At 72.9% G+C, this 24,843-nt stretch carries 21 protein-coding genes; 11 read left to right on the top strand and 10 right to left on the bottom strand.

Annotation, left to right across the window (positions count from 1 at the left end; translation table 11 throughout):
* Positions 1–334 precede the first annotated feature (334 nt).
* The 5 genes from ACZ56L_RS18135 to ACZ56L_RS18115 all read left to right on the top strand — a co-directional run bounded on the left by ACZ56L_RS18135 (position 335) and on the right by ACZ56L_RS18115 (position 5,174).
* Complete coding sequence (locus ACZ56L_RS18135) at positions 335–1,249, top strand: TraR/DksA family transcriptional regulator (RefSeq protein WP_471064963.1); 915 nt, start codon at positions 335–337, stop codon at positions 1,247–1,249.
* A 162-nt stretch (positions 1,250–1,411) separates the two neighbouring features.
* A complete protein-coding gene (lspA, locus tag ACZ56L_RS18130) occupies positions 1,412–1,996 on the top strand; it encodes a signal peptidase II (protein WP_345223806.1) in 585 nt (194 codons plus the stop codon).
* A gap of 52 nt (positions 1,997–2,048) precedes the next feature.
* Positions 2,049–2,990, top strand: a complete 942-nt coding sequence (locus ACZ56L_RS18125; RefSeq protein WP_345223807.1) for an RluA family pseudouridine synthase — start codon at positions 2,049–2,051, stop codon at positions 2,988–2,990.
* Positions 2,987–3,475 (top strand): GNAT family N-acetyltransferase, encoded by a 489-nt coding sequence (locus tag ACZ56L_RS18120; RefSeq protein WP_468683886.1) that lies wholly within the window; start codon positions 2,987–2,989, stop codon positions 3,473–3,475. The genes ACZ56L_RS18125 and ACZ56L_RS18120 overlap by 4 nt, the downstream gene beginning before the upstream one ends.
* Before the next feature lie 112 nt (positions 3,476–3,587).
* Positions 3,588–5,174 (top strand): Na+/H+ antiporter, encoded by a 1,587-nt coding sequence (locus tag ACZ56L_RS18115; protein ID WP_345223812.1) that lies wholly within the window; start codon positions 3,588–3,590, stop codon positions 5,172–5,174.
* A gap of 219 nt (positions 5,175–5,393) precedes the next feature.
* On the opposite strand, the gene ACZ56L_RS18110 is transcribed toward ACZ56L_RS18115, so the two are convergent.
* Positions 5,394–6,629: a mechanosensitive ion channel family protein gene (locus ACZ56L_RS18110; RefSeq protein WP_471064960.1), complete on the bottom strand. Its 1,236-nt coding sequence runs from the start codon at positions 6,627–6,629 to the stop codon at positions 5,394–5,396.
* A gap of 29 nt (positions 6,630–6,658) precedes the next feature.
* Between ACZ56L_RS18110 and ACZ56L_RS18105 the strand changes: the two genes are divergently transcribed.
* A complete protein-coding gene (locus ACZ56L_RS18105) occupies positions 6,659–7,237 on the top strand; it encodes a dienelactone hydrolase family protein (protein WP_401757583.1) in 579 nt (192 codons plus the stop codon).
* 7 nt (positions 7,238–7,244) lie between these two features.
* On the opposite strand, the gene ACZ56L_RS18100 is transcribed toward ACZ56L_RS18105, so the two are convergent.
* The 5 genes from ACZ56L_RS18100 to ACZ56L_RS18080 all read right to left on the bottom strand — a co-directional run bounded on the left by ACZ56L_RS18100 (position 7,245) and on the right by ACZ56L_RS18080 (position 13,723).
* Positions 7,245–8,990: a serine/threonine-protein kinase gene (locus tag ACZ56L_RS18100; protein WP_471064958.1), complete on the bottom strand. Its 1,746-nt coding sequence runs from the start codon at positions 8,988–8,990 to the stop codon at positions 7,245–7,247.
* A 5-nt stretch (positions 8,991–8,995) separates the two neighbouring features.
* Positions 8,996–10,663: an alkaline phosphatase D family protein gene (locus tag ACZ56L_RS18095; RefSeq protein ID WP_471064956.1), complete on the bottom strand. Its 1,668-nt coding sequence runs from the start codon at positions 10,661–10,663 to the stop codon at positions 8,996–8,998.
* Positions 10,664–10,772: 109 nt separating this feature from the next.
* Positions 10,773–11,597 (bottom strand): thioredoxin domain-containing protein, encoded by an 825-nt coding sequence (locus ACZ56L_RS18090; RefSeq protein WP_471064954.1) that lies wholly within the window; start codon positions 11,595–11,597, stop codon positions 10,773–10,775.
* A gap of 60 nt (positions 11,598–11,657) precedes the next feature.
* Complete coding sequence (locus ACZ56L_RS18085) at positions 11,658–12,353, bottom strand: hypothetical protein (RefSeq protein WP_345226547.1); 696 nt, start codon at positions 12,351–12,353, stop codon at positions 11,658–11,660.
* Positions 12,354–12,397: 44 nt separating this feature from the next.
* Complete coding sequence (locus ACZ56L_RS18080) at positions 12,398–13,723, bottom strand: DUF2252 domain-containing protein (RefSeq protein ID WP_345223826.1); 1,326 nt, start codon at positions 13,721–13,723, stop codon at positions 12,398–12,400.
* A gap of 235 nt (positions 13,724–13,958) precedes the next feature.
* Between ACZ56L_RS18080 and dnaE the strand changes: the two genes are divergently transcribed.
* Positions 13,959–17,495, top strand: coding sequence for a DNA polymerase III subunit alpha (gene dnaE / locus ACZ56L_RS18075; RefSeq protein WP_345223828.1), 3,537 nt, complete (start codon positions 13,959–13,961; stop codon positions 17,493–17,495).
* A gap of 120 nt (positions 17,496–17,615) precedes the next feature.
* On the opposite strand, the gene ACZ56L_RS18070 is transcribed toward dnaE, so the two are convergent.
* A complete protein-coding gene (locus tag ACZ56L_RS18070) occupies positions 17,616–17,777 on the bottom strand; it encodes a hypothetical protein (RefSeq protein ID WP_345223830.1) in 162 nt (53 codons plus the stop codon).
* Positions 17,778–18,054: 277 nt separating this feature from the next.
* On the opposite strand from ACZ56L_RS18070, the gene ACZ56L_RS18065 reads away from it, so the two are divergent.
* The 4 genes from ACZ56L_RS18065 (at position 18,055) to ACZ56L_RS18050 (ending at position 22,183) form a co-directional block, all read left to right on the top strand.
* Positions 18,055–19,344, top strand: coding sequence for an NYN domain-containing protein (locus tag ACZ56L_RS18065; protein ID WP_401757592.1), 1,290 nt, complete (start codon positions 18,055–18,057; stop codon positions 19,342–19,344).
* A gap of 215 nt (positions 19,345–19,559) precedes the next feature.
* On the top strand, positions 19,560–20,582 hold the full coding sequence (locus ACZ56L_RS18060) for an ABC transporter ATP-binding protein (protein ID WP_471064951.1): 1,023 nt from the start codon (positions 19,560–19,562) through the stop codon (positions 20,580–20,582).
* Complete coding sequence (locus tag ACZ56L_RS18055; RefSeq protein ID WP_345223833.1) at positions 20,579–21,421, top strand: ABC transporter permease; 843 nt, start codon at positions 20,579–20,581, stop codon at positions 21,419–21,421. Before ACZ56L_RS18060 ends, ACZ56L_RS18055 begins: the two co-directional genes overlap by 4 nt.
* 78 nt (positions 21,422–21,499) lie before the next feature.
* Entirely contained in the window at positions 21,500–22,183 is a 684-nt protein-coding gene (locus ACZ56L_RS18050) for an ABC transporter permease (protein WP_345223834.1), read from the top strand.
* 189 nt (positions 22,184–22,372) lie between these two features.
* Here ACZ56L_RS18050 and ybaK read toward each other — a convergent pair whose 3' ends face one another.
* The 3 genes from ybaK to ACZ56L_RS18035 are packed head-to-tail and all read right to left on the bottom strand — an operon-like array spanning position 22,373 to position 24,759.
* Positions 22,373–22,873, bottom strand: coding sequence for a Cys-tRNA(Pro) deacylase (ybaK, locus tag ACZ56L_RS18045; RefSeq protein WP_401757599.1), 501 nt, complete (start codon positions 22,871–22,873; stop codon positions 22,373–22,375).
* A gap of 18 nt (positions 22,874–22,891) precedes the next feature.
* Positions 22,892–23,683, bottom strand: a complete 792-nt coding sequence (locus ACZ56L_RS18040) for an LON peptidase substrate-binding domain-containing protein (protein ID WP_471064949.1) — start codon at positions 23,681–23,683, stop codon at positions 22,892–22,894.
* A 5-nt stretch (positions 23,684–23,688) separates the two neighbouring features.
* Positions 23,689–24,759: a hypothetical protein gene (locus tag ACZ56L_RS18035; protein WP_345223840.1), complete on the bottom strand. Its 1,071-nt coding sequence runs from the start codon at positions 24,757–24,759 to the stop codon at positions 23,689–23,691.
* Positions 24,760–24,843: the final 84 nt, after the last annotated feature.

Below are 24,843 nucleotides of genomic sequence, written 5' to 3'. Positions count from 1 at the left end.
GTGCGGCGCTACTCGGCCCCATCCATGCCTTTCGCTGGGGCCAGTGTACGGGGCGGGGTGCGGGGCGGCTCACCGGTTTCCGCGGGCAGGCGGGCGGGGTCCGCGCCGGGGGCCGGGGTGACCCGAATGGGCATACGGGGGCGAACGGGCTCGGGGGCCGGTTCCCGGGGGCGATTACCCGGCGGAGAGCTGGGCACAACGGTTGCAGGTTCGTCGGGGAGCGGTGGGGGGAGGGCGAAATCGGCGGCGTGCCCCGTTGCCGCGGCGTTGGGGTCGATTTATCGTCCCAGCACGATGCGCGTGCAAGATCACAAAATGTGAAGGGGCCGCGGCCATGGTGGCTGACAAGACCCGGGGTGCCGAGAGTGCCGCGAAGAAGGCTCCGGCCCAGAAGGCGGCTGCCAAGAAGGCCTCGGCACCGGTGAAGAAGGCGGCGGCGAAGAAGGCGGCGGTGAAGAAGGCCGCGGTGAAGGAGGCCGCGGCCGAGGTGACTGCCGCCGGGGAGCCCGGCGCCGAGGAGGCGCCCGCCAAGGAGGCGGCGCCGAAGAAGGGCACGGCGAAGAAGAGTGCGGTGAAGCAGAGCACGGCGAAGAAGAGCGCGGTGACGAAGACGGCGGCGAGGAAAGCGGCCGGGAAGAAGGCGGCGGCCGGCCCGGCCGCCGCCGACGGGCCGGAGACCGCGGAGCTGGCCGCGGTCTCCGGGAAGCAGGCCGCGTCCGCGGCCGAGGGGGCGGCGCAGGCCGCACAGACAGGAGCCGAGACGGTGGTAGCGAAGAAGAGCCCGGGCTCAGCGGCGACGGCCGGCACCAAGGCGGTGCCGCAGGCCCGCGCCACGACGGCCGTGGTGCCGGGGCAACTGGCCGTCCGGCCGGGGGAGGACCCCTGGACGCCGGACGAGATCGCCGAGGCGCGGGCCGAACTGGACGGCGAGGTCCTGCGGCTGCGGGCCGAGATCGCCTCCGCGGAGGAGGCGCTGAGCGGGCTGATGCGCGACTCCGCGGCGGACAGCGCGGGGGACGACGACGCGGACACCGGTACGAAGAACATGACCCGTGAGCACGAGATGTCCCTGGCGGCGAACGCCCGGGAGATGCTGGAGCAGACGGAACGGGCCCGCGACCGGCTGGACGCGGGGACGTACGGGGTCTGCGAGAACTGCGGGAAGCCGATCGGCAAGGCGCGGGTGCAGGCGTTTCCCCGGGCGACGTTGTGCGTCGAGTGCAAGCAGAAGCAGGAGCGCCGGTACTAGGCGGAGGTGCGCGGACGGGCCCGGACCCCCTCGGACGGGCGTCCGGCGCCCCGGGGGCGCGCGGGGGAGCGCGGAAGGCGGCCCGCGGGGTCCCGAGGCAGTGGGGGGCGTACGGCTGTGCCGTAGTCTCGTGGCAATCGGGTACGAGGGCGAGGGACTGACGTGGCAGAGGCGGAGCGCATCATCGGTACGCCGGACGACGAAGAGGCCGGTGTGAGCGAGGAGTCGGCCGAGGGCGGGGCCACCGTTGTCGGCCGGATCAAGCGGAAGCTGCCGATGCTCCTGATCATCGCGCTGATCGCGTACGCGCTCGACCTCGGCAGCAAGCTCCTCGTCGTGGCGGAGCTGGAGCCCAGCGGCAGGACGATCAACGTGATCGGCGAGCTGTTGCAGTTCCGGGCGATCCGCAACCCGGGTGCCGCGTTCGGCATCGGCGAGGCGTACACGATCGTCTTCACCGTCATCGCGGCCTCGGTGATCGTGGTGATCGCCCGGCTCGCCCGCAAGCTCTACAGCACGCCGTGGGCCATCGCGCTCGGGCTGCTGCTCGGCGGTGCGCTCGGCAATCTCACCGACCGGATCTTCCGTACGCCCGGATTCCTGGAGGGGGCGGTCGTCGACTTCATCGCGCCCGCGCACTTCGCGGTGTTCAATCTGGCCGACTCCGCCGTCGTGTGCGGCGGGATCCTGATCGTGATCCTGTCGTTCAAGGGCCTGGACCCGGACGGGACCGTCCACAAGAGCTGAGGCGGGGCCCGTGCGGTAAGGGCTTGCCGGTGCGGTCCTGCATACTCGACGGGTGAGTACGATTCCCGAGATCCGCACCCTGCCCGTTCCCGATGGCCTTGAGGGCGAGCGCGTCGACGCCGCCATTTCCCGGATGTTCGGGTTCTCCCGGACCAAGGCGGCCGAGCTCGCCGCTGCCGGAAAGGTCCAGGTCGACGGCTCGGTGGTCGGGAAGTCCGAGCGCGTGCACGGCGGGGCCTGGCTGGAGGTCGAGATGCCCGCCCCCGCCTCCCCCGTCCAGATCGTCGCCGAGCCCGTCGAGGGCATGGAGATCATCCATGACGACGACGACGTGCTCGTGATCGTGAAGCCGGTCGGGGTCGCCGCCCACCCCAGCCCCGGCTGGACCGGTACGACCGTGATCGGCGGACTGGCCGCCGCCGGGTACCGGATCTCGACCTCGGGCGCCGCCGAGCGCCAGGGCATCGTGCACCGGCTCGACGTCGGTACGTCGGGGCTGATGGCCGTCGCCAAGTCGGAGCGCGCGTACACCTCGCTCAAGCAGCAGTTCCGCGAGCGGACCGTGGACAAGCGCTACCACGCGCTGGTGCAGGGACACCCGGACCCGATGAGCGGGACGATCGACGCGCCGATCGGCCGGCACCCGAACCACGACTACAAGTGGGCCGTCGTCGCCGAGGGCAAGCCGTCGGTGACGCACTACGACCTCATCGAGGCCTTCCGCGCCGCCTCGCTGCTGGACATCAAGCTGGAGACGGGGCGCACCCACCAGATCCGGGTGCACATGTCCGCCCACCGCCACCCCTGCGTCGGCGACACGACGTACGGCGCGGACCCCACGATCGCCAAGCGGCTCGGCCTGACCCGGCAGTGGCTGCACGCCGTGCGGCTCGGGTTCACGCACCCGGGCAGCGGCGACTGGGTCGAGTTCGAGAGCGCGTACCCGGCGGACCTCCAGCACGCGCTGGATGTGATCCGGGCGGAGAGCGAATGAGCTCCCAGGACGGGCCGCGCGTGCCGTTCGCGGTGCGGGTGGCCGAGGGGCCCGAGGACCTGGAGGCGTGCTTCGCGGTGCGCAAGGAGGTCTTCGTGGTCGAGCAGGAGGTGCCCGCGGAGCTGGAGTACGACGCGTACGACGCCACCGCGGTGCACGTCCTGGCGGTCGGCCGGGACGGCACTGCGCTGGGGACCGGACGGCTGCTGTACGGGGCGGACGCGGCCGGGAAGACCGGCGCGGGCCCCGAAGTGGGCTCGCTGGGCCGCCTCGCGGTGAGTGCGGCCGCCCGGGGGCTCGGGGTCGGGGCGGCGCTCGTGCGGGGGATCGAGGCGGCGGCGCGGGAGCTCGGGCTGACCGCGGTCGATCTGCACGCGCAGACGCAGGCGCTCGGGTTCTACGAACGGCTGGGGTACACGGCCTACGGGCCGGTGTTCCCGGACGCGGGGATCGACCACCGCGGGATGCGGCGCGCGCTGCCGTAGGGGAGCCCGCGCCGGCCGGAGGTTCTGCTGTGCCGCGCGGGGGTCGTCTGTGCCGGTTTGAGGGGTTCGTGGCACGCTGGGGGTCTTGATCGTTCACTCCGGAGGCGTACCCGTGGATCAGCTGGCTCTGTTGTTCGTGCTGCTGCTCGGGGCCGTGGTCTCCGTACCGCTGGGGGAGCGGCTGGGACTGCCCGCGCCGGTGCTGATGACGCTGGCGGGCGTCGTGCTGGCGCTGATCCCGTTCGTCCCCAATCCGGACATCCCGCCGGAGTACATCCTTCCGCTGGTGCTGCCGCCGCTGTTGTACGCCGCCGTGCAGCGGACGTCCTGGCGGCAGTTCACCGCCAACTTCCGGCCCATCCTGCTGCTGGCCGTGGCCCTGGTGTTCGTGACGACGGCGGCCGTGGCGGCCGTCGCGCACGCGGTCGTGCCGGGGCTGCCGATCGCCGCCGCCGTCGCGCTGGGGGCGCTGGTGGCGCCGCCGGACCCCGTGGCCGCCACCGCGGTGGCCGGGTCCCTGGGGCTGCCCCGGCGGCTCGTGTCGATCCTGGAGGGGGAGGGGCTGTTCAACGACGTCACGGCGATCGTGCTGTACCACGTGGCGATCGGCGCGGCGGTCAGCGGGACGTTCTCCTGGCCCGCAGCGATGGGGGAACTGGTGCTGTCGGCCGTCGTCGCCGTGGTGGTCGGGGGCGGGCTCGGCTGGGCCAGCAACAAGCTGATGGGGCTGCTGGGGGACGCGACCCTGCAGATCGGGCTGACGCTGTTGGTGCCGTTCGTCAGCTACGTGTTGGCGGAGGAGTTCATGGGGTCGGGCGTGCTGGCGGTGCTCACGTCGGCCCTGTACCTCGCGTCCCACGCGGTCGACGCGGACGACGTGCAGGGCCGGCTGGCCGGGCAGACCTTCTGGCAGGTCGTGGACACGCTCGTGACGGGCGTCGCCTTCGGGCTCATCGGGCTGGAGCTGCACAGCGTCTTCGGGCTCGCCGACGGGCGGTTCGGGGAGATGCTGGGGTGGGGCGCGGTCGTGGTGGTCGTGGTGGTCGGAGTGCGGCTGCTGTGGCTGCTGCCGGCGACCTGGCTGGCGAAGCGGCTGCACAAGCGGCGGGACGTGGACGAGGACATCCCGGTGTCCTGGCGGGAGACCGTCGTCATGTGGTGGGCGGGGATGCGCGGGGTGGCGTCGGTGGCGCTGGTGCTCGCGATTCCGCTGAAGACGGAGTCGGGGGAGCCGTTCCCGGCGCGGGACGAGATCCTCTTCGTCGCGTTCTGCGTGATCATGACGACGCTGGTCTTCCAGGGGCTGACCCTGCCGTGGCTGGTGCGCAAGCTCGGGGTGCGGGCGGACTCCGACGCCGAGCGGGAGCTGGAGCACACGCTCGCGGTGCGGGCGGCGAAGGCGGCCCGGCGGCGGCTCAAGGAGATCGAGGAGGTCGAGGAGCTGCCGGAGGAGGTGTCGGAGCGGTTGCAGCGCGGGGCGTTCGACATCGGGGCGCGGATCAGCCCGGACATCGTGGACGAGGAGCGGCGGGAGGCGTACGCGTCGCGGGCGGAACGGCTGAAGGCCGTGATGCGGATTCAGCGGGAGATGATGTCGGCGGCGCGGCACGAGGTGCTGGCGGCGCGGAACGAGGCGGGGGTGGATCCGGAGGTGGTGGACCGGGTGCTGCACCAGTTGGATCTGCGCAGTATGAGGTAGGGCAGGGTACGGGGGCGCCCGGGTGTGCGGCCGGGCCGGGCGGGGGCGTTCCGGGGTGGGCCGGGAGCGGGAGGGGCCGCCCCCTTGCCCGCCCTCCCCCAAGGTCTCGGCTTCGTTCGAGCAGGGGGTGCCCCCGTCGCCCAAGGGGGCGAGGCGGGGGTGGGGCCGGTCAAGGGGGCGGGGGACTGCGCTGCCCGACGGGGCGGTGCTCTGTGGGGGTCAGCCGCGGCCTGTGTGGGGGAGGGCGGGGTCGGGGGCGGGGGCCGGGGCCGCCGTGGTGCGGCGGGCCGCCGCGCCACGGGCGCCGGGGGCCGGGGCGTCGTCGTCGGTGCGGATGTCCGCGTTGTTGGTGTGGATCTCCTCGGGGCGCGGGGCCCGGCCGTTCGAGGAGGCGCGGGACGGCCACTGGTCGCCCGGGGGCGGGACCGCCTCCGCGGTGCTGACCTTGGGGAGGGCGTACGGGTGGTGCGCGCACAGCCAGCTGATCATCTGCTCGCGGACCGCGCAGCGCACCGTCCAGATGTCGTCGGCGTCCTTCGCGGTGACCACCACCCGTATCTCCATGGTGTTCGGGGTGGTGCCCGTCACCGCCAGGCTCCAGTCGCGGCCGTCCCAGGACGGGGTGGAGCTGAGGATCTCGCGGAGCTTGTCGCGCATCTCGGCCACCGGGGCGTGGTGGTCGAGCTGGAAGAAGACCGTGCCGGTCATCTGCGCGCCGCCGCGCGACCAGTTCTCGAAGGGCTTGCTGGTGAAGTACGAGACCGGCATGGTGATGCGGCGCTCGTCCCAGGTGCGCACGGCCAGGAAGGTCAGGGTGACCTCCTCGACCACGCCCCACTCGCCGTCCACGACCACGGTGTCGCCGAGCCGCACCATGTCGCCGAACGCGATCTGGAAACCCGCGAAGAGGTTGCCCAGGGTGGACTGCGCGGCGACACCGGCGACGATTCCGATGATTCCCGCCGAGGCAAGCACCGACTTCCCGATGGCCTGCATGTTCGGGAAGGTCATGAGCATGGCGGCGACGGCGACCACGGCCACGACGGCCGTCACGATCCGCATGATGAGGGTGACCTGGGTGCGCACGCGCCGCACCCGCGCGGCGTCCCGGGAGAGGGAGGCGTAGCGGGCGTACGACGACTCGACGACGGTGGACGCGACCCGCACGATGAGCCACGCCGTGGCCGCGATGAGGACGAGGGACAGGACCTGGCCTATGCCCGCCTCGTGCTCCTCGATGAGCTCGATCCTGGTCTGGTCGTACGCGCCGCGCAGCAGGGCGGTGAGCAGCACGACCATCAGGGGTGGCCGGCAACGGCGCAGCAGTCCCCACAGGGGGGTCTCGTGGTGTCGGGCGTCGGCCCGGCGCAGCACCACGTCGACGATCCAGCCGACGAACAAGGTGAGTACGACCGAGCCGCCCAGCACGATCAACGGACGCAGTGCGTTCTCCATGAATTCGTGACTCCGGCGCTGGTGGCAGGATGGACGGAATGGACATCATTCTTTTCCACTCCGTCTACGGTCTGCGCCCGGCCGTGCACGCCGCCGCCGAACGGTTGCGCGCTTCCGGGCACCAGGTGCACGTGCCCGACCTCTACGAAGGTCAAACGGCCGGGACCGTCGAGGAGGGCCAGGCCGTCCTGGACCGGATCGGCCGCGAGGAACTGCTGCGCCGGGCCGTGCAGGCCGCGGCCCCGCACTCCGAGAAGGGCCTGGTGTACGCCGGTTTCTCGTGGGGCGGCGCGGTCGCGCAGAACCTCGCGCTGGGCGACGAGAAGGCGCGCGGGCTGCTGCTCCTGCACGGTACGTCGGACCTCGCGGAGGGCACGACCGTCGACGAACTGCCCGTACAACTGCACATCGCCGACCCCGACCCCTTCGAGTCCGACGACTGGCTGAACGCCTGGTACCTCCAGATGCAGCGGGCCGGGGCGGACGTCGAGATCTACCGGTACGCCGGGGCCGGGCACCTCTTCACGGACGCCGGGCTGCCCGACTTCGACCAGGCCGCAGCCGAGCAGGCATGGAAGATCGCGGTGGGCTTCCTGGCGACGCTGTAGGCACTGCTCAGTCCCGGGTGCAGCGGCCCCGCGGGCTGCTCGCGGGGGGTTGGCAGAGGTAGCCGCGGTCCGCCCGGTCGTCGCTGATCCAGCGGCCCACGCAACTGTTCGCGGTGGTGCGGCCGCGCAGGGCGCAGTACGCGAGGGCCGCCCGGCCGCTCTCGAAGGGGCCCGGCGCGTAGATCACCCGGTAACCCGGGTTCAGGGACGCGTAGTCGTCGCTCAGCAGGACCCGGGCGTCCGGCACCTGGGCCCTTGTCCGCGCCAGGCTGCGGTCCAGGCCGCGTCGGCCCGTCGAGACGGGTTCGGAGTGCAACTGCGCGACCCAGGTGCCGCCCGGCCCGGCGGGCGGCGCGCTCGGGGGCGTGGACGGCGGGGGCGGCGGGGGCGGCTCGGCGGGGGGCCTGGAGGTGCTGGGCGTCGGTGCGGGCGACGGCGGGAGTGCGGCGGACGCGCCGGAGCCGGCCGGGGTGCCCGAGGGGGACGCGCCGGAGCCGGAGCTGCCCGAGGCGGCCGGTGCGCCGCTCGCCCCCAGTACCGGGGCGACCGGGTCCCGTTCCCCGCCTGCCAGCACGTACGTTCCGCCCGCCACCAGCCCCAGCGCGAGGACCGCGCCGACGACCGCCGCCACCCCGCGCCGGTTCCGGCCGGTGGTCCGGGGCCGCGTCGACGGCTTCCCGGTGTGCCCGGGCGGCAGCCGGCCCGCCCCCGAGGTCGCGGCGTCCGGGCCGGCGCCCCTCGGCACGGTCGGGTACGTGTCCGGGCCGCCCGGGGGAGGCGGCGGCACACCCGGCCCTCCTCCCGGCGGCGGCGGCACGCGCCCGTCCAGCACCGTCGGGGTCGGCCCGGCGGCGGCACCCGCCCCGGCCCCGCCGCCCGACTCGACCGCGGCCAGCAGCGCGTCCAGCCGGGCCCCGTCCGGGCGTGCCGCCGGATCCCGCACCAGCACCCCGGCCAGCACGGGGCCCAGCGGCCCGGCCAGGCGGGGCGGCGGCACCGGGTCGTCCAGTACGGCGGCCAGCGTGGCCAGGGTGCTGTCCCGGCGCATCGGACTGCGGCCCTCCACGGCCACGTACAGCAGCATGCCCAGCGACCAGAGGTCGGCGGACGCGGCGTCCTCGGCGCCCCGCACCCGTTCCGGCGCGATGTACTCGGGCGAGCCGACGAACTCGCCGGTCAGGGTCAGCGGGGACGCCCCGGCGAGCGCGGCGATGCCGAAGTCGGTGAGGACGGCGGTGCCGTCGGGCCGCAGCATCACGTTCGCCGGTTTGACGTCCCGGTGGTGGATTCCGGCGGCGTGCGCGGCGCGCAGCCCGGCCAGGACGCCGCGGCCCAGCCGGGCCGCCGTGCGGAAGTCCAGCGGGCCCCGGGCCAGGTGCTCCTGGAGGCTGCGGCCCGGCAGCAGCTCCATCACCAGCCACGGGTGCGCCGCCCCGGCCGCCGCGTCGGCCGCGGGCCCCGCGCCGTCCACGATGTGGTGGATGGTCACCACGTTGGGGTGGCTGATCCTGGCCAGCGCCCGCGCCTCGCGCAGCACCCGCAGCCGCAGGTGGCGCGAGGCCGTGGGGTCGGCGGCGGCCAGGGCCGGATCGGGCGGGCGGACCTCCTTGAGCGCCACCTCGCGCTCCAGTGCCAGGTCACGGGCCCGCCACACGGTGCCCATCCCGCCGCTGCCCAGCCGTTCCAGCAGTTCGAACCGGCCGTCGACGATCCGTCCCGGCCCGTCGGCCCCGTGCGCCGCGCCCCCAGTCATGCGGCTCAGCGTACGGGCTGGTGCACCCTCTCCACCGCCTGAGTTCCCGAACGGGTCCGGTAGGACCTGCGCCACGAACTGCTCGCGTCCCGGCGGGTCTTGTCGGACACCGCGTAGTAGTCCATCTGCGCGTGCTCGGGCCGCACGTCCAGGACGCCGTAGCCGTGCGAGTCCATGTCGACGTACTTCACATGGCGGTTGGCGGCCCTGACCGCGGTGCCCGCCGCGGGCGACAGGGTCTGCGGGGCGACACGCAGCATGTCGTCCAGGTTGTCGGAGGTCACCGAGGTCACCACGAACTCGACGCCCGCCGAGCCCGAGGCCGGGTAGGTGGCGGCCTTCACCGGCACGTCGTTGGCCCAGGCCATGTGGATGTCGCCGGTGAGGAAGACCGTGTTGGAGATCCCCCGGTCCTTGAGGTGGCCGATCAGCTCCTTGCGGTCGTCCGTGTAGCCGTCCCACTGGTCGGTGTTGACGGCGATGCCCTCCTTGGGCAGGCCGACGAGCTCGGCGACGGGCCCGAGGAGGTGCGCGGGCACCGAGCCGAAGGCCACCGGCGAGATCATCACCGAGGTGCCGACCAGCTTCCAGGAGGCGTCGGAGGCGGCCAGCCCCGACTTCAGCCAGTCCAACTGGGCGCGGCCGGTGATCGTGCGGTCCGGGTCGTCCACCTTGCCGCTGCCGACGGAGACCTGTTCGGTACGGAAGGACCGCAGGTCGAGCAGGTGCAGGTCGGCCAGCCTGCCCCAGCGCAGGTGGCGGTGGACGGTGCCGGCGGTGGAGGCGCGTACCGGCATCCACTCGAAGTAGGCCTGCTTGGCGGCGGCCATCCGGGCCGGCCAGTCGCCCTCGGCGCCGGGGGTGTGGTTCGTCGCGCCGCCGGGGAAGGCGTTGTCGGCGAACTCGTGGTCGTCCCAGATCGCGACGACCGGGTGCCGGTGGTGCAGGGCCTGGAGGTCGGGGTCGGTCTTGTACGTGCCGTGCCGCAGGCGGTAGTCGGCGAGGGTGACGGTCTCGTGCCGCGGCATGTGCGGGCGGACGACGTGCTTCGGCTTCGGGTAGGCGCCGGTGGCGTACTCGTAGAGGTAGTCGCCGAGGTGCAGGACCGCGTCCAGGTCCGGGCGGGCCGCGAGGTGGCGGTACGCGGAGAAGTAGCCCGCCTCCCAGTTGGCGCAGGAGACCACGCCGAAGCGCACGCCCGCGACGGCGGACTCGGTGGCCGGGGTGGTGCGGGTGCGGGCGGCGGGGGAGCGGACGTCGCCGCAGGAGAAGCGGAAGTAATAGTCGGTCGCCTGGCGCAAGCCCCTTACGTCGGCCTTGACCGTGTGGTCGGCGGCGGCACTCGCGGTCGTCGTCCCCCGGGCGACGACCCGGGCGAACGCCTGGTCCTCCGCGACCTCCCAGGCCACCGCGACGTCCGGGCCGAGACCGGAGCCGGGCGTGGCCCCGGGCGTGGGCGTGACACGGGTCCAGAGCAGGACGCCGTCGGGCAGCGGGTCGCCGGAGGCCACGCCGTGCAGGAAGGCGGGGGCGGCCGGGGCCGCGTGGGCGGCCGCCGCGGTGAGGGCGGGCGCGGCGAGCGCCGCGGCGGCCGCGGCCTTCAGGGCCGTGCGGCGGGACGGGGACCCGGAGGCGGAGGAGACGCCCGTGGCAGGAGTGAGTTGACTGGTCACGGGCGATCACATTACGGATCGGCAAGGCCTTCGGGTGGGCGAAACAGAAAGGTTTCGCCCACCCGCTGCCCGCCCGTCGGGCAGGCGCCGGGCGCGGTGTGACGGAGCGTCAGGCCTTCAGGGCCTTCTCCAGCGCCGCCTGGAAGTCCGCCGGGGCCATCGGGGCGGCCTCGGTGCCCTCCTTGACGACGGCCTTGCCGTCCATCTTCAGCGTCGGCGTGCCCTTGATGCCGCTGGCGTCGAACTTCTGCGACATCTTCAGCGCCCAGGGGTCGAAGGTGCCGGCCTTGACCGCGTCCTGGAACTTCTTGTTGCCCTTCAGGGCGGGCACCTGGTCGGCGATCTTGATCAGGTAGCTGTCGTCGCCGAACTTGTCGTCGCGCTCGTCGGGGTGGTTGGCCTGCGCGTACAGCTTGCCCTTGTACTCCAGGAAGGCCTCGCCGCTCACGTTCAGCGCGGCGCCCAGCGCGCTGGTGGCGTTCTTGGAGCCCTCGCCGCCGGCCATGTTGTCGATGAAGGTCGCGCCGACGTACTGGACCTTGTACTTGCCCGCGTCGACGTCCTTCTTGATCTGCTCGCCGTTGGCCTGCTCGAAGGCGGCGCAGCTCGGGCAGCGCGGGTCCTCGTACAGCTCCAGGGTCTTCTTGGCGTCGGCCTTGCCGATGACGACGGTGGTGCCGTCGGCGCCGGTGGTGTGGGCGGGCTTGGTGACCGAGCCGTCCTTGGCCACCTCCGCGGCGGCCTCCCAGGCCTTCGGCTTGTTGGCCTGGACGACGAAGTAGCCGACGCCGCCGGCGATCGCGAGGACGGCCACGACCGACCCGGCGACCACGAGCTGGCGCTTGGTCTTGTCCTTCTTCGCCTGCCGCTCGCGCTCCGCCTTCAGCCGCTCGCGGGCCGCTGCCTTGTTCGCCTGGTTGTTGCGTGCACTCATGATCGTTTCACTCCGTGGGTACTGACGTGCCGGGTGGGGGTGCGCCGGGCCGGGTGCGGCTCAGGCGGCGGGGGAGAACCCGGCGGCGGGCGGGCCGCGCCGCCCCACGGAGTGCACGAGGTGCCGGGTGCGCAGCAGCGCGGCCGCCGCCTCCCGGCGGGCCGCCGGACGCGCGGGGCCCCGTACGAGGAAGAATCCCGCCACCGAGGCCACCGCGAACAGCAGCGGCCGGAACGCCAGGCAGCCGGCCGTGCGCAGCAGCCCGGCCAGCGCCGCCTCGCCGCGCCGCAGCCACAGCGCGGCCAGCAGCCCGACCGCCAGGTGCGCCCCGAGCAGCAGCCAGGGCAGCGCGGGGTCGGGCGAGGCCAGCAGGACGCTCAGGCGTTCCTTCGTGCCGGTGTGGACGAACGGGGCGCCGACCGGGGTGCCGCCGCACAGCACGTCGAGCCCGACGGAGCGCAGCGCACCGGCGACGGGACCGCCGGACGGCCCGTAACAGACGTGCTGCCCGGTGGTGAAGAGGGTGTCCGCCGCCAGCTCCAGCGGCACCAGCAGGGCGGCGATCGGACCGAAGCCGCGTTCCCGCCCGGCGAGCGCGTACGCGAGGCCGAACACGGCCGCGCCGAGGGCGACGACCGTGAGCGGCGGCAGCGGGACTCCGGACAGCAGCACGTGCGAACCCACGGACAGCGTCACGACGACCGCCGTGAAGAGCGCTGCCCGCAGGGTGCGAAGCGGAGTCCTGGTTATGCCCATCGTGAATGAGTCTGCCACGAGCCCTCGTAAGGGCCTTCTAAGGATCAGAGACCCGTGATGCGACCGTTGCGGAACAGGTCCACGAAGATCTGGTGGTCGGCGCGGGCGCGCGCCCCGTAGCTGTGCGCGAAGTCCACCAGCAGCTCGCCGAAGCCGTCCTCGTCGGCGGCGATCGCCGCGTCGATGGCCCGCTCGGTGGAGAACGGCACCAGCGAGTGCCCGCTCTCGTCGTCGGCCGCCGAGTGCATGGTGGCGGTCGCCCGGCCCAGGTCGGCGACGACGGCCGCGATCTCGGCGGGCTCGTCGATGTCCGACCAGTTCAGGTCCACCGCGTACGGCGACACCTCGGCGACGAGCTGGCCCTGCCCGTCCAGCTCGGTCCAGCCCAGCCACGGGTCGGCGTTCACCTGCAGGGCGCGCTGCGAGATGACCGTGCGGTGGCCCTCGTGCTGGAAGTACTCGCGCACGGCGGAGTCGGTGACGTGCCGGGAGACCGCCGGGGTCTGGCCCTGCTTCATGTAGATGATCACATCGTTCTCCAGGGCGTCGCTGTTGCCCTCCAGGAGGATGTTGTACGAGGGCAGGCCAGCCGAGCCGATGCCGATGCCGCGGCGTCCGACCACGTCCTTCACGCGGTACGAGTCGGGGCGGGTCAGCGAGGACTCCGGGAGCGTCTCCAGGTAGCCGTCGAAGGCGGCCAGCACCTTGTAGCGGGTGGCGGCGTCCAGGTCGACGGCGCCGCCGCCGGAGGCGAAGCGGCGCTCGAAGTCGCGGATCTCCGTCATCGAGTCGAGGAGCGAGAACCGGGTCAGCCGCCGGGCGTCGCGCAGGGCGTCCAGCAGCGGGCCCTCGGCCGTGTCCAGGGTGAACGGCGGCACCTCGTCGTTCTTGGCGCCGGTGGCGAGCTGGTGGACGCGCTCGCGGTAGGCGGCCGCGTACACCCGGACCAGGTCGCCGATCTGCGCGTCACCGAGCGCCTTCTGGTAGCCGATGAGGGCGATCGAGGCGGCGAAGCGCTTGAGGTCCCAGAGGAAGGGGCCGACGTACGCCTCGTCGAAGTCGTTGACGTTGAAGATCAGGCGGCCTTCGGCGTCCATGTACGTGCCGAAGTTCTCCGCGTGCAGGTCGCCGTGGATCCACACCCGGCTGGTCCGCTCGTCCAGGTAGGGGCCGGCGTGCTGCTCGCGCTCCTGGTCGGCGTAGAAGAGGCCCGCCGCGCCCCGGTAGAAGGCGAAGGCGGAGGCGGCCATCTTGCGGAACTTGACCCGGAAGGCCGCCGGGTCGGCAGCGAGGAGCTGGCCGAAGGCGGTGTCGAACACGGCGAGGATCTCCTCGCCGCGCTGGGTGGCTGCTGTCTGCGGAACCGACATCGCCGGGCCTCCTGGTGCGGGCGTTCACGTGCTTGCGGGGACGGGTCGGACGGGCGCCGGGGGCAACCGTCCTCCCGTCCAACGCACGACCGTACCGCTGAGTGCCCCGCGGATCGGACGGTCTGCCGAACCGCCGCACGGCGGGCCGCGGAGCCCCGGTCCTGTCAGTGCGGGGAAGTAGACTCGGCTCTCGCATCCACCGCCTGTCACCGACCCGCCGCCGGAGGCCCCCGCCGTGACCAAGCCGCCCTTTACGCACCTCCACGTCCACACCCAGTACTCGATGCTGGACGGTGCCGCGCGGCTCAAGGACATGTTCGACGCGTGCAACGAGATGGGCATGACGCACATCGCGATGTCCGACCACGGCAACCTGCACGGGGCGTACGACTTCTTCCACACGGCGCAGAAGGCGGGCGTCACGCCCATCATCGGCATCGAGGCGTACGTCGCCCCGGAGTCCCGGCGCAACAAGCGGAAGATCAAGTGGGGCCAGCCGCACCAGAAGCGCGACGACGTCTCCGGTTCCGGCGGTTACACCCACAAGACGATCTGGGCGGCGAACAGCACCGGGCTGCACAACCTCTTCAAGCTGTCCTCCGACGCGTACGCCGAGGGCTGGCTCCAGAAGTGGCCGCGCATGGACAAGGAGACCATCTCCCAGTGGTCCGAGGGGCTCATCGCCTCCACCGGCTGCCCGTCCGGCGAGCTCCAGACCCGGCTGCGGCTCGGCCAGTACGAGGAGGCCAGGCAGGCCGCCTCCGACTACCAGGACATCTTCGGCAAGGACCGGTACTTCCTGGAGCTGATGGACCACGGCATCGACATCGAGCGCCGGGTCCGCGACGACCTCGTCAAGATCGGCAAGGAACTCGGCATCCCGCCGCTGGTCACCAACGACTCGCACTACACCTACGCGCACGAGGCCTCCGCGCACGACGCGCTGCTGTGCATCCAGACCGGCAAGAACCTCTCCGACCCGGACCGCTTCCGCTTCGACGGCACCGGCTACTACCTGAAGTCCACCGACGAGATGTACGCGGTGGACTCCTCGGACGCCTGGCAGGAGGGCTGCCGCAACACCCTCCTGGTCGCCGAGCAGATCGACACCACCGGGATGTTCGAGAAGCGCGACCTGATGCCGAAGTTCGACATCCCGGAGGGCTTCACCGAGGTCACCTGGTTCCAGGAGGAGGTGCGCCGCGGCATGGAGCGCCGCTACCCGGGCGGCGTCCCCGAGGACCGCCAGAAGCAGGCCGAGTACGAGATGGACACCATCATCTCGATGGGCTTCCCCGGGTACTTCCTCGTCGTCGCCGACTTCATCATGTGGGCGAAGAACCAGGGCATCGCCGTGGGCCCGGGCCGTGGTTCGGCGGCTGGCTCGATCGTGGCGTACGCCATGGGCATCACCGACCTCGACCCGATCACGCACGGCCTGATCTTCGAGCGCTTCCTGAACCCCGAGCGCATCTCCATGCCCGACGTCGACATCGACTTCGACGAGCGCAGGCGCGTCGAGGTGATCCGGTACGTGACGGAGAAGTACGGCTCGGACAAGGTCGCCATGATCGGCACCTACGGCAAGATCAAGGCGAAGAACGCCATCAAGGACTCCGCCCGCGTCCTCGGCTACCCGTACGCGATGGGCGACCGCCTCACCAAGGCCATGCCCGCCGACGTCCTCGGCAAGGGCATCGACCTCTCCGGCATCACCGACCCCAAGCACCCGCGCTACAGCGAGGCGGGCGAGATCCGGGGGATGTACGAGAACGAGCCGGACGTCAAGAAGGTCATCGACACCGCGAAGGGCGTCGAGGGCCTGGTCCGTCAGATGGGCGTGCACGCGGCCGGCGTCATCATGTCCAGCGAGCCCATCGTGGACCACGCCCCGCTGTGGACCCGGCACACCGACGGCGTCACCATCACGCAGTGGGACTACCCCCAGTGCGAGTCGCTCGGCCTGCTCAAGATGGACTTCCTGGGCCTGCGCAACCTGACCATCATGGACGACGCCGTCAAGATGGTCCGGGCCAACAAGGGCATCGACCTGGAGATGCTCTCCCTCCCGCTGGACGACCCGAAGACCTTCGAACTGCTCTGCCGCGGCGACACGCTCGGCGTCTTCCAGTTCGACGGCGGCCCCATGCGCTCCCTGCTGCGCCAGATGCAGCCCGACAACTTCGAGGACATCTCCGCCGTCTCGGCCCTGTACCGGCCGGGCCCGATGGGCATGAACTCGCACACCAACTACGCGGAGCGCAAGAACGGCCGCCAGGAGATCACGCCGATCCACCCGGAGCTCGAAGAGCCCCTGAAGGAGACGCTGGGCCTCACCTACGGCCTCATCGTGTACCAGGAGCAGGTGCAGAAGGCCGCCCAGATCATCGCCGGGTACTCGCTCGGCGAGGCCGACATCCTGCGCCGCGTGATGGGCAAGAAGAAGCCCGAGGAACTGGCCAAGAACTTCGTCCTCTTCCAGGAGGGCGCGAAGAAGAACGGCTACAGCGACCAGGCCATCCAGGCGCTGTGGGACGTGCTGGTGCCGTTCGCCGGCTACGCGTTCAACAAGGCGCACTCCTCCGCGTACGGCCTGGTCACCTACTGGACCGCCTACCTGAAGGCGAACTACCCCGCCGAGTACATGGCGGCCCTGCTCACCTCGGTGAAGGACGACAAGGACAAGTCGGCCGTCTACCTCAACGAGTGCCGCCGCATGGGCATCAAGGTGCTCCCGCCGAACGTCAACGAGTCGGAGTCCAACTTCGCCGCCCAGGGCGACGACGTGATCCTCTTCGGCCTCACCGCCATCCGCAACGTCGGCCAGAACGTCGTGGACTCGATCATCCGGATGCGCAAGGCGAAGGGGAAGTACAGCTCCTTCCCCGACTTCCTCGACAAGGTCGAGGCCGTCGTCTGCAACAAGCGCACGGTCGAGTCCCTCATCAAGGCCGGCGCCTTCGACGAGATGGGGCACACCCGCAAGGGCCTCGTCGCCCACCACGAGCCGATGATTGACAACGTGGTGCAGGTGAAGAGGAAGGAGGCCGAGGGCCAGTTCGACCTCTTCGGCGGCGGCGAGGAGGACAGCAGCGAGCCCGGCTTCGGACTCGACGTGGAGTTCTCCGACATCGAGTGGGAGAAGTCCTACCTGCTCGCGCAGGAGCGCGAGATGCTCGGACTGTACGTCTCCGACCACCCGCTGTTCGGCCTGGAGCACGTCCTGTCCGACAAGGCGGACGCGGCCATCGCCCAGCTCATGGGCGGCGAGCACGCCGACGGCGCGGTCATCACGGTCGGCGGCATCATCTCCGGCCTCCAGCGCAAGATGACCAAGCAGGGCAACGCCTGGGCGATCGCCACGGTGGAGGACCTGGCGGGCTCCATCGAGTGCATGTTCTTCCCGGCCACCTACCAGTTGGTCTCCACGCAGCTCGTCGAGGACACGGTGGTCTTCGTCAAGGGCCGTCTCGACAAGCGCGAGGACGTGCCCCGGCTGGTCGCGATGGAACTCCAGGTCCCGGACCTGTCGAACGCGGGCGCCAACGCCCCCGTCGTCCTGACCATCCCCACGGTCAAGGTCACCCCGCCGATGATCAGCAAGCTGGGCGACATCCTGTCCCACCACCGGGGCAACACCGAGGTGCGGATCAAGCTCCAGGGCCCGCGCAAGACGACCGTGCTGCGGCTGGACCGGCACCGGGTGACCGCGGACCCGGCGCTCTTCGGCGACCTGAAGGTCCTGCTCGGCCCGAGCTGCCTGGCCGGATAGGCGCTGTGCGTGGCCGGCCGCGGGTGCGTGGTGGCCGGCCGCGCGGCTCCCCGCGTCCCGCAAGGAAAGGCGCGCCCCCCTCATGGAGGGGGGCGCGCCTTCTTCATATGCCAGAAGTGATCAGTTGTGGCCGAAACGCCGCTGGTGCTTGCGCGCCACGTCGGCCGGGCTGCCCTGGGCCGGGGGCTGCGCCTGTGCCTCGAAGGAGCTGCTCTTCTCGGACTGCTGCGCGGCCTTGTCCTGAGTGGTGGGCTGCTTGCGGGAGTTCTTGTTCTTGGCCATGGAATGCCTCCTGAAAGGTGTCGGTGCCAGGGCCGCGACCAGACTCACACAAGGGGACAGACCTCGCATTTTCGATCATCGCCGTACGTAACCGACGCCATCGGGAGTAACCTCCCCGGTAACTTCGTCCGTCGCCACGCCGATGATCGAGTTCCGGCCGTTAAGCCCCGCGAGGTCGGGCAGACTCAGGTGAAACCCGCGAAGACTGCCGGTCCTTGTCCTTTGTTTTCGAGATCTCACCAGTTCTTCGAACATTTTTCGAGGTTCCAGAAAGAGGGTGGAACGCGTGGACCGCTGCGTCGTCCTGGTGGACGCCGGCTACTTGCTGGGCGCCGCCGCGAGTCTGCTGGCCGGGGAGCCGGCCCGCTCGCGCATCACCGTCGATCACGCCGCCCTCATCCAGGGCCTGCGTGAACGCGCCGAGGCCGATACGCAGCAGCCCCTGCTGCGCATCTACTGGTTCGACGGCGCGCCCGACCGCGTTCCGCAGCCCGAGCACCGGCGGCTGCGCGTCATGCCGCGGGTGACCGTGCGCCTGGGCGCCCTGACCCGCAGCGACGGCCGCTGGGCGCAGAAGGGCGTCGACGCGGCCATGCACGCCGAGCTCACCGAACTGGCCAGAAATCGCGCCTGCTCCGACATCGTGCTGGTGACCGGCGACGGCGACCTGCTGCCCGGACTGATGTCCGCCAAGGAACACGGCGTCGCCGTCCACCTGTGGGCGGTGCAGGCCGCCGACGGCGACTACAACCAGTCCGAGGACCTCGTCGCCGAGGCCGACGAACGCCGCGTCCTGGACCGGGTCTGGATCACGCGCGCGGTACGGGCCAAGGAGTACGGCGGCGGGTGCGCCCCGTCGCCGGCCCCCCGCCCCGAGATCGCCGCGATCCTCTCCGCCCCGCTGCCCGAGTCCGCGCTCGCCGCCCAGGCGGAGGCGCAGGCCCGCGCCGACGCCCGGGCCTGCGACGCCCAGGCCCCCGCCCGGGACGGCGCCCCCGCCCGCAACGGCTCCGCCGAGGCCCCCGCCGCCGCGAGCGGCCGTGCCGTGCCCACGCCGAAGGACCTCGCCGGACTGCGCGGCCCCGGCAGCCAGCCCGCCCAGCCCCCCGGGCACGCCGCGCAGCCCCCGGCGACCAGCGCCACCCTGCGCTGGTCGTCCGACCGGGGATGGGTGGAGCGCCCCGGCTCCGGTCCCGCGCTCGGCGAGCCCCCCGAGACGGCGTCCCTGCCCACCCTCGCCCAGCTCACCAGCGCCGAGCAGCGCTGGGCGGACCGCGAGGAGGACATCACCACCGTCGGCGGCGACCCCTTCGAGGTCGGCCAGGTCTTCGCCCGCCGCTGGATGGAACGCCTCCCGGAGCCCGGCCACACCCAGAAGCTCTCCACCATGTACCCGCGCATCCCGCACCGCATCGACGGCGAGCTGCTGCGGTACGCGGCCCGCTTCGGCCTCCTCGCGCACAAGGACGACCAGATCGACGAGCACGACCGGTACGCGATCCGGGCGGGCTTCTGGCGCGAGATCGACGTCCGGGCCGCCGCGGAGCACGCGACGGTCGCGGACTGAGCCCCCGGGACGACGGCCACCGGCCGCCGCCCGGCCGGGGCGAACGCACCCCGACCGGTACGCCATAGGAGGGACCCGGCGGAGCGGACGCCGCCGGGGACCCCGTAAGGTCGTGGCTCGTGAGTACGGGCAGCGGCGCGCCGCGAGTGGAGTCGGCGCAGACAGCGGGCACGGCCCCGGCACCGCACGACAGGTCCCCGGGAACGTCTCCGGACGTGTCCTCCGGCAGGCCCCGCGCGGGGGACCGGGACGTCGTGTGCGCGGTCGAAGGGCTGGTCAAGGTGTACGCCGCCGCACGCGCCCGGCGCGGCGCGCCCGCCGTGCCCGAGGTGCGGGCCAGCGACGGCGTCTCCCTGGCCGTGCGCCGGGGCGAGATCTTCGGCCTGCTCGGCCCCAACGGGGCGGGCAAGACCACCCTGGTGCGCCAGCTCACCGGCCTGATGCGTCCCGACGCGGGCAGCGTCTCCGTACTCGGCCACGACCTGGTGCGCCACCCCGAGCGCGCCGCCCGGCTGCTGGCCTACCTCGGCCAGGAGAGCAGTGCCCTCGACGAGCTGACCGTGGCCCTGGCCGTGGAGACGACCGGCCGGCTGCGGGGGCTGTCGCTGAAGCAGGCGCGCGCCGAGCGCGACGACGTACTCGAAGAACTGGCCCTGACCCCGCTCGCGGGCAAGGCGCTCAAGAAACTCTCCGGCGGACAGCGCCGGCTGGCCTGCTTCGCGACCGTACTGGTGGGGGAGCGGCCGGTACTGGTCCTCGACGAGCCGACGACCGGGATGGACCCGGTCGCCCGGCGCGCCGTCTGGTCGGCCGTCGACCGGCGGCGCGCCGAACGCGGCGCGACGGTCCTGCTGGTCACCCACAACGTGATCGAGGCCGAGACCGTCCTGGACCGGGTGGCCGTGCTGGAACGCGGCAGGGTCATCGCCTGCGACACCCCCGCCGGGCTCAAGGCGCACGTCGCCGACGAGGTCAGGCTCGAACTGGTGTGGCGCGAGCGGGCCCCGCTGGAGGTCCCCGAGGTGGCGGCCCTGCGCGAGCTGGGCTCCGCGGTGCAGGAGTCCGGGCGGCGCTGGACGCTGCGGCTGGCGCCGGACGAGGCGCGGGCGGCGGTCGCCGCGGTCACCGGAGGCGCGGCGTTCGCCGCCCTCGACGACTTCACGCTGGCCACCCCCAGCCTGGAGGACGTGTATCTCGCGCTCGGCGGCGGGCGCAACGAAGGGCTGGTCAAGGCGTGAGCGCTGGATCCATCGAGGCAGTGGGGACGACGACGGGGTCCGCCGCCGCGCGCACGGACGCGGGGCCGGACGTCGGGCCGGACGCCGCGGACCTCGCGCCCGCCGCGCGCTTCCTGCCCTCCCTCGCTGCCGTGTACCGCTCGCAGCTCTCGCGCGCCCGGGTGGCGCGCATCCCGCTCCTGTTCGTGGCGACGTTCCAGTCCGTCGGGATCATGATCCTGATGCGGGGCGTCGTGGACGGGGGCGGGGAGGCGCGGGCGGTCGTCGCCGGGTCGAGCGTGCTGGTGGTCGCCTTCGTCGCGTTGAACCTGCTGGCGCAGTACTTCGGCCAGTTGCGGGCGAGCGGCGGACTGGACCACTACGCGACGCTGCCGGTGCCGCCCGCCTCGGTGGTGCTGGGCGCGGCGGGCGCGTACGCCTCCTTCACGGTCCCCGGAACGCTCGTCACGGCGGGCATCGGCTGTGTGCTCTTCGGCCTGCCGATGGGGCACCTCTGGGTGCTCGCGGCGGTCGTCCCGCTGGCCGGGGCGGCGCTCGCCGGGCTCGGCGCGGTCCTCGGCCTGCTCGCCCCCAAGCCCGAACTGGCCACGCTGCTGGGGCAGTTGGGAATGTCGGCGGCGCTGCTGCTAGGGGTGCTCCCGGCGGAACGGATGCCGCTGGTGATCTCCTGGGCGCGGGACCTGCTGCCCTCCACCTACGGGGTGGAGGCCTTCGCCCGTACCTTCGACGCGCACCCGGACTGGGCGGCGGTCGGCCTCGACCTGGCGGTCTGCGCCGGGGTCGGCGTGGTGTCCCTCGCCGTGGCGACCTGGGCCTACCGGCGGGCCGCCGTCCGCTGACGCGCGCCGACGCCCGAGTGCCGGACAGGAGGGGCGTCCGGTGAGGCGCCGCCCGCAGGGGCCTGGCACGATGTCAGGGTGACTGCTCCTCTGACACCGCCTCACCAGCCTTCGCCGCACGACCCCTGGCAGACGCCCGAGGGCGCGACCGAAGCCCCGTACGCTCCGGCCGACGACGCGTCCGAGCGCTCCGCCGAACTGGCCGCGGACATCCGCAAGGGGCTGGTCGTGCTGGTGGTGACCGCGGTGGCGGGTCTGCTGCTGGGCGCGCTGTGGGCGTGGCTGGCGCCGAAGGTGCCGCTGATCTCGACCGACAAGGCCGTCTTCCTCAAGGACACCGAGGGCGAGGAGGCGGCGGGCGCGGACGGCGTCTTCGTCCTGCTGTCACTGGGGCTGGGGCTGCTCACCGGGCTCGGCGCCTTCCTCCTCCACCGCCGGGGCGGAGTGCCGGTGGTCCTGGGCATCGCGCTCGGCGCGCTCATGGGGGCGTGGCTGGGGTGGATGGCCGGGGGCTGGTTCGGGCCGACGGCGGACGTGGTCGCGCACGCGAAGGCGGCGGGGGCCGGGGCCGTCTTCGACGCGCCGCTGAAGCTGGGGGCGAAGGGGGCGCTGCTGGCGTGGCCGTTCGCGGCGGTGCTGGTGCACTTGGGGCTGACGGCGGTGTGGGGGGTACGGGACCCGGAGCCGGAGTTCGAGTGGGGTGCGTACTACGGCGCACCGTCCCAGGCGGGGCCGGCGCCGCAGGACACCGGGTCGGCGTAGGGGCGGGGGCGACTGCCCGAAGGGCACGCCCTCGGGGGCGCGGGGAACTGCGCGACCGGCCACGAGGCAGCCGCACATCCAACGGCTCAGCCGCCTCGCACCCGCCCGGGACAGCCACGACGCAGCCGCACATCCAACGGCTCAGCCCTCTCCCATCCGCCCGGGACAGCCGCCTCGCACCCGCCCGGCCTACGCCCGCCCGATCGGTGCGAGGACCGCCGAGGTCAGCGCCGCCAGGTCCGCGGGGGCCAGTTCGACCTCCAGCCCCCGGCGTCCCGCCGAGACGCAGATCGTGGCGTGCGCGGACGCCGACGCGTCCAGCACCGTGGGCAGCCTCCTGCGCTGGCCGAGCGGCGAGATCCCGCCCCGCACGTACCCCGTGGTGCGCTCCGCCGCCGCCGGGTCCGCCATGACGGCCTTCTTGCCGCCGACGGCCGAGGCCAGCGCCTTGAGGTCCAGGGACCCCGCCACCGGCACCACCGCGACGGTCAGCGTCCCGTCCACGTCCGCCACCAGCGTCTTGAAGACCCGGTCCGGGGTGACGCCGAGCGCCCGGGCGGCCTCCTCGCCGTACGAGGGCGCCGCCGGGTCGTGCGCGTAGGAGTGCACCGTGTACGCCGTGCCCGCCGCCGTCAGGGCCACCGTCGCGGGCGTCCCGCCCGCCTGCGCGGTCTGCTTCTTCTTCGCCACCGTAACGAGGTCCTCAGCTCAGTTGGGGCAGGTGGGGGCCCGGGTCAGGGCCTCCGCCGGAATTGACGGCAGGTGCCGGATCAGGGCCGACTCCTGGCGCAGGATGGTCAGCTCCTCGCGCAGCCGGGTCGCCGTGTCGGGGGCCTGGAGCAGCCGCTGCCGGGTCGGCGTGTCGAGCATGGTCGCCGCCGCCACCAGGTAGGAGACCACCGACGGCTCGTCGGGCAGGTCGGCGGCCGTCGTCAGGGTCGCCTCGCGCGCCCCCGCCAGCCGCTTCTGGTACGTCCGGAACGCCCGCAGCACCCCCTCGGCGAGGGCGCCCGCCTCGTCGCCGGGGTCCTCCTCCAGCTCCTCCAGCTCGGCCACCAGGTACGGGCCGCTCGCGTCCACGGACAGCAGCCGCACCCGCCGCGTGCCCGTGGCGAGCACCTCGAAGCTGCCGTCCTCGCGCTCGCGGATGGTCGCCGCGTCGGCGATGCAGCCCACCCGGTGGAAGGCCTGGATGGGGTCGGCGCCGAAGCCGGCCGCCGGGCCCTGCTCGGTCACGGCGGTCGGGTCGTCGGGCATGCCGGTCGCGGTGCGGGCGGTCTCCCGGCCGTCGCGGATCGCCACGACCGCGAAACGGCGCGCCTCGTCGTCGGCGCCGTCGGCGTCCTGGCCGGCGCCGCCGGGCCCTTCGGCGTCGGGGGACGACTTCAGCAGGTCGCGCATCATCGCGCGGTAACGCTCCTCGAACACGTTCAGCGGCAGGACGAGGCCGGGGAACAGCACCGAGTTGAGCGGGAAGAGCGGAAGGCGAGCGGTGGTCACAGCGCTCAAGCGTAATGGCCGTCGGACCTGCTGCGGCCGTGAGACCACTTCCGGGCCCCCTCGGGTCTCGTGCGGTCCGCCGCCGGCGGCGGACCGGCCCCCGCCAGCGAGCGCGCCGTGTCCCGCAGTTCGAGGAACCTGCCGAGCGGGTCCCCGGTGAGCCGGGCCCACGGAAAGGACGTGGCGTACGGCCCGATCAGCCGGAACTGCTCGACCGCCTCCGCCCACCGCTCGCGGCGGACCAGGACGTAGGCGAGGAGGTTGCGGACCTCGGCCGCCCAGGGGTCGCCCGGCGCGTACTCGGCGGACAGGGCGATCGCCAGGTCGGCCGCCTTGTCGACGCGGGCGCCCAGCCCCGCCGCGAGGGGCTGCGCGGTCCCCGTGCCCCGGTCCACCAGGAGCACGAAGGCGGCCCGCAGGGGGAGCGCCTGGATGAGGGAGCCGGGGAGCGCGTCGTCGGCGGCCTGTTCGGCGAAGTCGAAGCACTCGCGGTACGTGGAGCCCTGTGCGGCCAGGTACTTCAGGGCCGCCACATGGCACCCGTAGTGGTGGGAGGACCGGCGGATCGCCTGCCCCCACAGCGCCTCGAAGGTGTCGTGGTCGGCCTGGGTGCCGCGCGCGTGGTCCAGCGCGATGCGCCAGGGCACCGGGTCGCTGGGCGCGCCCGCGGCGGCGGCGTCGATGAGCGGGCCCGCCGGGCGCAGCCGGTCGGCCGGGGCCGGGGACTCCAGCGCCCTGCGGACCTCCAGCTCGGCCTTGACCAGCAGGGCGTCCGGGTCCCGGGGGGCGGCGAGCAGCCAGTCGGTGAGCCAGTCCTGGCGGTGCCGGGCGAACGCGGCCAGCCGCAGCGCGTACCGGTCGCGGTTCTCCCACTCGGCGCCTTCGCGGGTCGCGGCGAGCAGGGCGGCGGCGGGTGCGTGACGGCCCTGGGCGGCGGCGACGAGGGCGGGGGCGATGCGGTCGTCGGGGGCGTCGAGCAGCAGCTCCTCGTCCGTGGCGGGCGGCCCGTCGGCCGCGTGCGGGGAGTCCCGGCGGGACCGGCGTGCGGTGCTCATCAGGGCGCGAAGGAAAGACATGGTCAGACCATTGAAAACCGCAGGTGAGCGGGGTGCCAGGGGTGGTCTGTGAAGCTTTGGTAGCGGCGCGAAGGTTGTACGGTT

It is taken from the genome of Streptomyces sp. NPDC039736 (assembly GCF_055596485.1).
This window is presented reverse-complemented; position numbering and strand designations above follow the sequence as displayed.

Excerpts from the sequence above, each read along its gene's own strand:
- ACZ56L_RS18135 (WP_471064963.1), top strand. The coding sequence starts at position 335 with ATGGTGGCTGACAAGACCCGGGGTGCCGAGAGTGCCGCGAAGAAGGCT.
- ACZ56L_RS18120 (WP_468683886.1), top strand. The coding sequence starts at position 2,987 with ATGAGCTCCCAGGACGGGCCGCGCGTGCCGTTCGCGGTGCGGGTGGCC.
- ACZ56L_RS18110 (WP_471064960.1), bottom strand. The coding sequence starts at position 6,629 with ATGGAGAACGCACTGCGTCCGTTGATCGTGCTGGGCGGCTCGGTCGTA.
- ACZ56L_RS18105 (WP_401757583.1), top strand. The coding sequence starts at position 6,659 with ATGGACGGAATGGACATCATTCTTTTCCACTCCGTCTACGGTCTGCGC.
- ACZ56L_RS18100 (WP_471064958.1), bottom strand. The coding sequence starts at position 8,990 with ATGACTGGGGGCGCGGCGCACGGGGCCGACGGGCCGGGACGGATCGTC.
- ACZ56L_RS18090 (WP_471064954.1), bottom strand. The coding sequence starts at position 11,597 with ATGAGTGCACGCAACAACCAGGCGAACAAGGCAGCGGCCCGCGAGCGG.
- ACZ56L_RS18085 (WP_345226547.1), bottom strand. The coding sequence starts at position 12,353 with ATGGGCATAACCAGGACTCCGCTTCGCACCCTGCGGGCAGCGCTCTTC.
- ACZ56L_RS18080 (WP_345223826.1), bottom strand. The coding sequence starts at position 13,723 with ATGTCGGTTCCGCAGACAGCAGCCACCCAGCGCGGCGAGGAGATCCTC.
- ACZ56L_RS18070 (WP_345223830.1), bottom strand. The coding sequence starts at position 17,777 with ATGGCCAAGAACAAGAACTCCCGCAAGCAGCCCACCACTCAGGACAAG.
- ACZ56L_RS18035 (WP_345223840.1), bottom strand. The coding sequence starts at position 24,759 with ATGTCTTTCCTTCGCGCCCTGATGAGCACCGCACGCCGGTCCCGCCGG.